Source organism: Hyphomonas pacifica (genome assembly GCF_000682675.1).
Taxonomy (GTDB): Bacteria; Pseudomonadota; Alphaproteobacteria; order Caulobacterales; family Hyphomonadaceae; genus Hyphomonas; species Hyphomonas pacifica.
Genome location: NZ_AWFA01000051.1, coordinates 1 through 9,337 on the forward strand (window position 1 = coordinate 1; position 9,337 = coordinate 9,337).

Annotated in this window: 7 protein-coding genes; 6 read left to right on the forward strand and 1 reads right to left on the reverse strand. The window is 57.3% G+C overall.

The window, feature by feature from the left end; genetic code table 11:
- A partial coding sequence (locus HY2_RS17505; RefSeq protein WP_034828570.1) for a hypothetical protein occupies positions 1-262 on the forward strand: 262 nt, incomplete at its 5' end.
- 42 nt (positions 263-304) lie between these two features.
- Complete coding sequence (locus HY2_RS13615; protein ID WP_034828572.1) at positions 305-1,717, forward strand: alanine/glycine:cation symporter family protein; 1,413 nt, start codon at positions 305-307, stop codon at positions 1,715-1,717.
- Between the two features lie 27 nt (positions 1,718-1,744).
- Here HY2_RS13615 and HY2_RS13620 read toward each other — a convergent pair whose 3' ends face one another.
- On the reverse strand, positions 1,745-3,184 hold the full coding sequence (locus HY2_RS13620) for a helix-turn-helix domain-containing protein (protein ID WP_034828574.1): 1,440 nt from the start codon (positions 3,182-3,184) through the stop codon (positions 1,745-1,747).
- Between the two features lie 155 nt (positions 3,185-3,339).
- Between HY2_RS13620 and aceB the strand changes: the two genes are divergently transcribed.
- From aceB to HY2_RS13640, 4 genes are all read left to right on the forward strand, one after another.
- Positions 3,340-4,977 (forward strand): malate synthase A, encoded by a 1,638-nt coding sequence (gene aceB, locus HY2_RS13625; RefSeq protein WP_034828576.1) that lies wholly within the window; start codon positions 3,340-3,342, stop codon positions 4,975-4,977.
- A gap of 46 nt (positions 4,978-5,023) precedes the next feature.
- Positions 5,024-6,646 (forward strand): isocitrate lyase, encoded by a 1,623-nt coding sequence (locus tag HY2_RS13630; protein WP_034828578.1) that lies wholly within the window; start codon positions 5,024-5,026, stop codon positions 6,644-6,646.
- A 532-nt stretch (positions 6,647-7,178) separates the two neighbouring features.
- Positions 7,179-8,771, forward strand: a complete 1,593-nt coding sequence (locus HY2_RS13635; protein WP_034828579.1) for a BCCT family transporter — start codon at positions 7,179-7,181, stop codon at positions 8,769-8,771.
- 26 nt (positions 8,772-8,797) lie between these two features.
- Positions 8,798-9,238, forward strand: coding sequence for a universal stress protein (locus HY2_RS13640; RefSeq protein WP_034828582.1), 441 nt, complete (start codon positions 8,798-8,800; stop codon positions 9,236-9,238).
- Positions 9,239-9,337 lie beyond the last annotated feature (99 nt).

Genomic DNA, 9,337 nt, shown 5'->3' on the forward strand with positions numbered 1-9,337 from the left:
AAAATGTCTCACGGTCGCTGAACCGCTACACTATAAGGGACTGGTATCTGCGGATGAAATCCTTGACCCGGCTAAACCGCTAGAAGAGTGGAATGCCCGTGATGCCACCATTGCCTATGCCCTGTCGAACTGGGCTGGGTTCAATGGTGATGTGACGACAGCAAATGAGTTGCGTGCCCAGGTTCTGACCACGAATGTCTGGAATATTTGGGCATATATTTGCGCGGAGAAGGAAGAAGCCGTTTATCGGGCTGAAAACTAGTCGGGATCCCAGGGGGTATATGTGCCAGAGCTGACATATTATATGGAGTTTTTCGCGGCGCGGTTTGCGGCGTTTATCGGACAGGCTGCGAACTTTGTCTGGGGGCCGCCGCTGGTCTTCCTGGTGTCAGGCGCAGGCCTCTTCTTCTTCCTCTACTCGCGTGGCCTGCCATTCCGTCACTTCCAGCTTGCGCTCGGCGTGCTGGCAGGCAAGCATGACAGCACGTCTTCACCGGGACTTGTCAGTCACTTCCAGGCGCTATCGGTGGCGCTGGCAGCGACTATCGGCATGGGCAATATTGCGGGCGTCGCCGTGGCCATCAAGATGGGTGGACCGGGCGCTATCTTCTGGATGTGGATCTCTGCCATCCTTGGCATGGCGACGAAATACTTCACCTGCTCTCTGGCGGTTATGTATCGCGGGCGGGATTCTGATGGTGTGCTGCAGGGCGGGCCGATGTATGTCATCGTGGAGGGGCTCGGCAAAAGGTGGAAGCCGCTTGCCATCTGGTTCTGCATTGCCGGCATGGCGGGCTGCCTGCCCATCTTCAATGCCAACCAGCTGACCCAGGCCGTGCGCGAGATCGCTCTGGAGCCTGCAGGCATCAAATCCGCCGGTGTGGCCAGCACCGTGATCGGCCTGACGCTGATGGCGTTGACCGGCGCGGTCGTGTTTGGCGGCCTGAAGCGGATCAGCCATGCGACTGCCTTGCTGGTGCCGGCCATGGTGGTGGTCTATGTCGCGGCGGTTGTCGGCATTATCCTGCTCAATATCGCCGAGGTACCGAAATACCTCACCCTCATCTTCACAGATGCCTTTGGTGCCAATTTCTTTAGTGGCGAACCGATATTTGGCGGGGCGCTGGGCGGGCTGATTCTGCTGGGCGTGCGCCGGGCGGCCTTCTCCAATGAGGCGGGCCTTGGCACAGCGCCGATGGCGCATGGCGCGGCTAAGACCTCAGAGCCTGTACATGAGGGCCTGGTCGCCATGCTGGGGCCGGTTATCGACACGCTGATCGTATGCACGATGACGGCGCTGGCCATTCTCATGACCGGTGTCTGGCAGACCGGCGATGGCGACGGAGTGACCCTGACGGCGAACGCATTCGAGGTGGCCTATCCGGGCTTTGGTGGCTACATTCTGCTGATCTGCATCCTGGCCTTCGGCATCTCCTCGCTGTTCTCATACTCATATTACGGCATGAAATGCTTCTCTTTCCTGTTTGGCGCAGGGCGGGTGAATATCTATGCGGCGTTCTATGTCGGTACGATCCTGCTCGGCGCGGTTTCCTCCATGGGGGTGATCCTGAACTTTATCGATCTCAGCTTTGCTCTGATGTCTATTCCAACACTCGTCTCTGCGCTTATTCTCTCGCCGAAAGTTGTCGCGGAAACACGTCGATACTTCGCAAGGAAGAATGAACGGCAGGCGGTTGAGGCCCGGCAGGACTCTTAGGCCCGCCGGGCTGGCCTTCACGTCGAGCTAATCCGTCTCGAACCGGAAGACGGACACCCCGCGAGACCGTGTATCGAAGATCAGCTTTTTGTTGAGGGGGGCATGAGCGCGCGACGGGCAGTTTTCACGTTCGCACAGATAACAGTTCACGCCGATCTTTTCGGGCACCATGGCCTCAAGGTTCAGATTCTGGGCATAGATCAGCCGCGGCGCGTAGGCGATGTCACAGCCAAGCCCGATGGCGTATTTTGTCTGATGCTGGTCATAGGCGCCTTCCGCGCGGGACATGGTGCGCGCAATGGAAAAATACGTCGTATTGTCCGGCATCTCGATGATCTGTGTCCGCACTTGTCCGGGCGTGGCGAAGCAATCATGGATGTTCCAAAGCGGGCAGGCGCCACCAAATTTCGAGAAATGAAACCGTCCCGCGCTGAAGCGCTTGGAGACATTGCCTGCGCTGTCCATGCGGACAAAGAAGAAGGGGATTCCCCGTGCGTCCGGCCGTTGCAGCGTCGTCATGCGGTGGGCCACCTGCTCAAAGCTCGCGCCGAAGCGGTGGCTCAACAATTCGACATCATATTTCGTCGCCTCACATTCCTTGAGGAAGCGGGAATAGGGCATCAGCAGCGCGGCGGCGAAATAGTTCGCCAGGCTCAGATAGGCCAGTTCCTCGGCGCTGCGGTCCGGCAGACCCGCGCGGTCAACATGCGCGCGGAAGAGGGGGGCGTATTCCAGAAGCGCCACCTGAACTGCCAACTGAAAACGACGTCCGGACTGGCGCAGCAATTCAGACAAATCAATTCGCCTATGGTGCCGGTCGAAATAACGTAGCTGGTTCGGCATCACATGCGTGGGCACGATACGCACCTGATAGTTGTGCTTCTTTTTCAGCCGGTCAGTCAGCGTGGTGTGCGGTTCATCCGTGCTGAGGAACAGTTCGGAAGATAGCTTTTCGGCCTCTTCATCCAGTTCCGGAAAATAGTTGCGGTGCACATGGAAGAACTCCCTCACCGAATCCACGCTGCGATCAGACTGTTCCAGCACTTCCACCTTTTCCCGGTCTGCCAGCGGGTTGGCGTCGGAATAGAGGCGCATCGTCAGCTCACGGTGGTTTGTATAGAGGCGTAGAAAGGCCCGTGCGATGTCCGGGTTCGCGTTAACGATATCCTCGGCGTCATTCTTGCCGACAGGGCCCGCATCCAGAATGGGGTCACGCAGCGCCTCCAGCAATTCTGAAACAAGCCGCGCATCGCCCGCGCCGCCGACATCGGTCATGTCAAAGTCATAGACCTGCGCCAGCGTCACCAGCAGGTTCGCGCTGATAGGGCGCTGGTTGCCTTCAATCAGATTTATGTAGCTGGCCGAGACTCCGAGGTCCTCTCCCATTTGTGCCTGTGTGATCCCAAGCGTCCGGCGAAGCCGCCTGAGCCTTGGGCCGATTAGGATTTTTTCTTTCCTGACACTCATAGGGGCACTCTCAAATGTTACAAACCTTACAAAACAATCGTGTTAATATTTACACGACAAACTAAAAAACCCAATACAAACATTGATGTACTGGATTTATTGCCTCTCTGTAAATAGTGTTGTGTCAACAAAGCAACGCAAGGGAGTTTGTCATCGTGTCTGCAACAGCCATCCTCGAAAAGCCGTCAAGCCAAGCCAACTCGGTAGAGATCGCCGGAAACGCGGAAGGTGTGGAGCGCGTGCTGACACCGGAAGCGCTGGCTTTCCTGGCTGACCTCGAGCGCACCTTCGGCCCGCGACGCCGTGAGTTGCTCGCCGCCCGCATTGCCCGTCAGGCCCGCTTCGACGCAGGTGAGCTGCCGGACTTCCTGCCCCAGACAAAAAATATCCGGAATGGCTGCTGGGAGGTCGACCCGATCCCTGCCGTGCTGAAGGATCGCCGCGTGGAAATCACCGGTCCTGTGGACCGCAAGATGATGATCAACGCGCTGAACTCCGGCGCGAAGATGTTCATGGCGGATTTCGAGGATGCATCCTCGCCCACCTTCACAAACATGATCGAAGGTCAGGTCAACATGCAGGATTTCGCCAATGGTGAACTTGCCTATTCCGACCCGAAGAATGGCAAATCCTACAGCCTGAAGGACGAGATCGCCGTCATGATCGTCCGCCCGCGCGGTTGGCACATGGAAGAGGCGCACCTTCTGATCGATGGTCGGCCAATATCGGCCAGCCTGTTCGATTTCGGCCTGCACATCTTCCACAATGGCGCAAAGCTGACGGGGCAGGGCGTCGGCCCATTCTATTATCTGCCCAAAATGGAGAGTCATCTTGAAGCACGCCTCTGGGATGAAGTGTTTGAGCACGCCCAGAAAGCACTCGGCATTCCGGTCGGCACGATCAAGGCGACGGTTCTGATCGAAACTCTGCCGGCCGCATTTGAAATGGACGAGATACTCTATGAGCTGCGCCGCCACGCAGCCGGTCTGAATTGCGGCCGTTGGGACTACATCTTTTCCTACATCAAGACGCTGCGCCAGCATGGCCAATATGTGTTGCCGGACCGCGCCCAGGTCGGCATGGACCGTGCTTTCCTAAAGGCTTACTCTCTGCTGCTGATCAAGACCTGCCACAGCCGCCGTGCCCATGCGATGGGCGGCATGGCCGCGCAGATCCCGGTCAAGAATGACGAGGCTGCCAATGATGCCGCCTTTGCCAAGGTGAAAGCCGACAAGCTACGAGAGGTTCGCGCGGGTCATGATGGCACCTGGGTGGCGCATCCTGCGCTTGTTCCGGTGGCCATGGATGTCTTCAACCAGCATATGACCGCCTGCAACCAGGTACTGTCCCAACGCAGCTTTCCGCCGATCAGCCAGAAGGATCTCCTGAAGCCGCACACGGGCGAAATCACCGAGGTAGGTGTGCGGACGAATATTTCCGTTGGCATCGAATACACGGCGGCATGGCTGAATGGCCGCGGCGCTGTGCCGATACATAACCTTATGGAAGACGCTGCCACGGCAGAAATCTCCCGCAGCCAGATCTGGCAGTGGATTCATCACAAGGCTGACGTGAAAATCGAAAGCGGGGAGGCGAAGCAATTCACTGCACAATGGTTCCGCTCCATCCTTGATGAAGAGCTGACCGCCATCCGCGAGATGATCGGCGCCGAGGCTTACGAACAGGGCCGCTATGAACTCGCTGCAGAAATCTTCAGCGAGACCGCAACAGGCAAAGACCTGCCGGACTTCCTGACGCTGCCCGCCTACGAGGCCCTGCGCAGCCTCGACTGATCCGAATACTCAAGCATCCAAACACCCCCACCAAGGAGACAATGCAATGTCGAAACGCCCCACCTATGCCCAGTTGCGCGCTGATGTGCTGAAACGCTATCCCGATGGCATCACGCCTGCCGGTATCAACATTGATGACATCGTCCAGCTGAAGCTACAGAACACCTACTCCACGCATCTTGATATCGCCCGCGAAATGGCTGGCGTGATGCGCGAAGACATGGCCGCCTATGATGCAGACCATGGCAAGTTCACCCAGTCGCTTGGCTGCTGGTCCGGCTATCACGCGCACCAGATGATCAAATCGGTGAAGCGCATGCGTGGCACAGCGAAGGGCACCTATGTGTACCTCTCTGGCTGGATGGTCGCCGGTCTACGCAACCGCTTCGGCCACCAGCCTGACCAGTCCATGCATGAGAAAACCGCTGTCGTGGATCTGATAGAGGAGATCTATGTCTCCCTGCGCCAGGCCGACGAAGTTGCCCTGAATGACCTGTTCCGTGAGCTGAAATCTGCCAAGGAAAAAGGCGCGCCTGCGGACGTGATCGAAACCATCGTCCAGCGCATCGACACGTTTGAGTCTCATGTCGTGCCGATCATCGCTGACATTGATGCCGGGTTCGGGAATGAGCACGCGACCTATCTGCTCGCCAAGGAAATGATCAAGGCGGGGGCCTGCTGCATCCAGATTGAGAACCAGGTGTCTGATGCCAAACAATGTGGCCACCAGGATGGCAAGGTCACTGTGCCGCGCGAAGACTTCATCGAAAAACTGCGCGCCTGCCGTCTGGCCTTTGAGGAGCTGGGTGTGGATGATGGCGTTATCGTCGCCCGGACAGACAGCCTCGGCGCAGGTCTGACGCAGAAGATCCCAGTCTCGCAACAGCCGGGCGATCTGGCCTCCGAATACATCAAATGGCTCGACACGGAAGACATCACGCCAGCCAATCCGCTGAAGGATGGCGATGTTGCCCTCCAGAAAGACGGCAGACTGGTGAAGCCGGTGCGTCTGCCAAACGGTCTTTACAAATTCCGTGAAGGGACGGGTGCTGACCGCGTAGTCGAAGACTGTATCGCCAGCCTGACCATCGGCGGAGCAGACCTGCTCTGGATCGAGACGGATACGCCGAATGTCGACATCATCGCCGGCATGGTGAACCGCATCAAGGAAGTCGTGCCGAATGCGAAATTGACCTACAATAACAGCCCCAGCTTCAACTGGACGCTCAACCTGCGCAAACAGGTGCGCGCAGACTGGCTGGCCGCCGGCAAGATCTCCGAAGGGGAATATCCGGAGGCGGAGCTTATGTCTGCCCGCTTCGACGAAACGGACCTCGGCCAGGAAGCCGATGCCCGCCTGCAGCGTTTCCAGTACGACATTAGCGACCGTGCCGGTGTGTTCCACAATCTGATTACACTGCCAACCTTCCACATGACGGCCTTCGCCATGGATGAACTCTCCAAGGGATATTTCGGCGAGAACAAAATGGCCGCCTATGTGCAGACGATCCAGCGCCGCGAAATCCGCAATGGCGTGTCGGCCGTGAAGCACCAGCACGAAGTCGGCTCCGACCTTGGCGACACGTTCAAGGAAATGGTGGCCGGCGAACGCGCCCTGAAAGCGGGCGGCGTTCACAACACGATGAATCAGTTCGAGAACGTCGCCTGATTCATCCTGTCCATCCTACTCTCCATACCTTTCAGCCCGGCTTCGGCCGGGCTTTTTTTGTCTCGTGGTTGCGAACCATGCGTGCGGGCTATCCCTTAGAATATCAAAGTATATGCATGGGGCTGCACCTTCAGGCATGTAGCGAATTTTGCGAGCATATGTCTTATATTAATTGGGATATATGGGTTCCTAGCTGTTATGTCCTTCGCTGATCAGGCGCAACTAAGTGCGCCAGTCTTTCGGTGTTCAAAGCATTGACTCACCTGTCTGAAAATTTAACAGGTGGGGGGCAAACGCCTGTCCGGGCATCTCGCTGCTCGCCTCAGGAGGCGCTTGCGGTTCGCATAATGCGGGGCAGGGCAGCAGGAATGACCTGGCACGCGATTAATGCCGCCGCATATCACTACCCATGTCTCAGAAGGGCAAGGGCCCCATCTTCCACTGGAAGAGACAGTGATCGAAGACACTGAAGCGCCCTGGAGCGAGTTTCAGCCCTCACACAAGAATTATGGAAGAGTGAACGGTAGAGCATATGACGGATGGCAGCGAATATACCTACGACACAGGACATAAAGCCGGCGACAATAATATCCGCTTCATAGGTCTGGACGTTCACAACCCTGTCTTTTTCATGAGTGCCGCGATCGTGCTCGGCTTTGTGGGCATCTCGCTGGCCATGCCGAACACGGTGCGCAGTGTCCTGACGGACATGAAAGACGCGACGCTGATAAATCTGGACTGGTTCTTTGCGCTCATCCCCACGACCATGCTCATCTTCTGTGCCGGCCTGGCGGTCTCCTCGCTCGGCTCCATTCGCCTTGGCGGGCCGAAGGCTGAGCCGGAATTCGGCTTCTTCTCCTGGATGGCGATGCTGTTTGCCGCCGGCATCGGCATTGGCTTTATGTTCTATGGCGCGGCGGAGCCATTGGCGTTCTATACGGACTGGTTTGGAACACCGCTGGATGTTGCGCCTGAGTCTGAAGAAGCAAGGCGTTTGGCCTTCAGCGCAACCCTCTTTCACTGGTGCCTCTCGCCTTGGGGCATCTATGCCGTGATCGGCTTGTCGCTCGGCTATTTCGCGCACAGCCGCGGTTTGCCGATGACGATCCGCTCAATTTTCTACCCTCTGATCGGAGAGCGTATCTGGGGCTGGCCCGGACACATCATCGACACTCTGGCTGTTATCTCCACCGTCTTCGGTCTTGCCACCACACTTGGCATCGGGGCGACACAGGCGGCGACCGGCGTCGGTTTTTTGGCAGGATTTGAGGCTGGTCTGACAGAGCAGGTTCTACTCATCATGGTGATGACGGTTCTGGCTGGAATCTCTGTCTGGCGCGGTGTTGATGGTGGGGTGAAGCTGCTGTCGAACCTCAACATGATCATCGCCTTTCTTCTGCTTCTCTTCGTCATTGTTTTCGGGCCGACAGTCAGCATCTTCAAAGGCATCTTTGAAAATATCGGCACGTATTTCACCGATGCGCCGGCCCTCATCAACTGGACCGGGCGGCAGGATACCGAATGGTTCCATGGTTGGACGATCTTCTATTGGGCCTGGTGGATTTCGTGGTCGCCTTTCGTCGGCATGTTCATCGCCCGCATTTCACGCGGCCGCACTGTGCGCACCTTTGTTTCTGCCGTTCTGCTTGTCCCGGCAGTGATCAGCATCGTCTGGTTCACGGCTTTTGGTACGACGGCCATCGACATCTTCAATGGTGCAGACACAGCCCTGTCAGGTGGCATTGACCAGGTCTCGTTGGTCCTGTTCCAGATGTTGTCGGAAATGCCATTTTTTGGTGTCACAGCATTTGCCTCCCTGCTTCTGCTGCTCGTTTTCATTGTAACGTCAGCAGACTCCGGCGCCCTCGTCGTGGACAGCATTACCGCTGGCGGCAAGACAACTTCGCCCGCCTTGCAAAGGCTGTTCTGGGTTTATGTGCTGGGCGCGCTCGCCTCTGTGCTTCTCTATGGCGGGGGGCGGTCCACGCTGAAATCCCTGCAATCCGGTATCATCGCGACGGCAACGCCTTTCGCCCTGGTTTTGCTGCTCGCCTGTGGCAGCCTTCTGCTCGGGCTGCTGGATGAAAAGCGATCCGCCCGCAAGGCAGCGCAGGCAACGAAATAGCCCCTCAACAGGTCAGGAGAGATGAAATGTCAGAGACTGAAGTGACCCTGGAAGACCTGAACTTCGAGGTCCGGAACATTCTCGTCCTCGTCGATATGAAGCATGCAGACCATGCCGACAAGGCGCTCAACCTAGCGGCCTGGATAGGCAGGGCCATGTCTGCTCAGCTGACATTGATGACGGTCGCCTATCCGCTAGGCAAGCACATTGCGGATGTGCCTGAAAAACGCAAACCGGACTTTCTGGAATACGCCAAGCGTCAATCGCAGAAGCATGGCATAACCATGGACCCTTTGTTCACCGTGCATGAATCCGTGGTCTATGAAGTCGTCCGCGTCGCCGAGAAGCTCAAGATCGATCTTATCATCCTGCAGTCTGGACCGACCAAACTGGTTGAGCATGTCCTCGGCTCCAAGGCGTCCAATATATCACTGAAATCCAAATGTTCGGTCTTTGTCGTCCGCTAGCACATAGCCGCCCACCTCGCCTTGGATTCCGGCTCTACGCTGCGCTTAACCGGGATGACAACGCCAGCCCCTTATCCCACAAAAAATCCGCCCCAACCT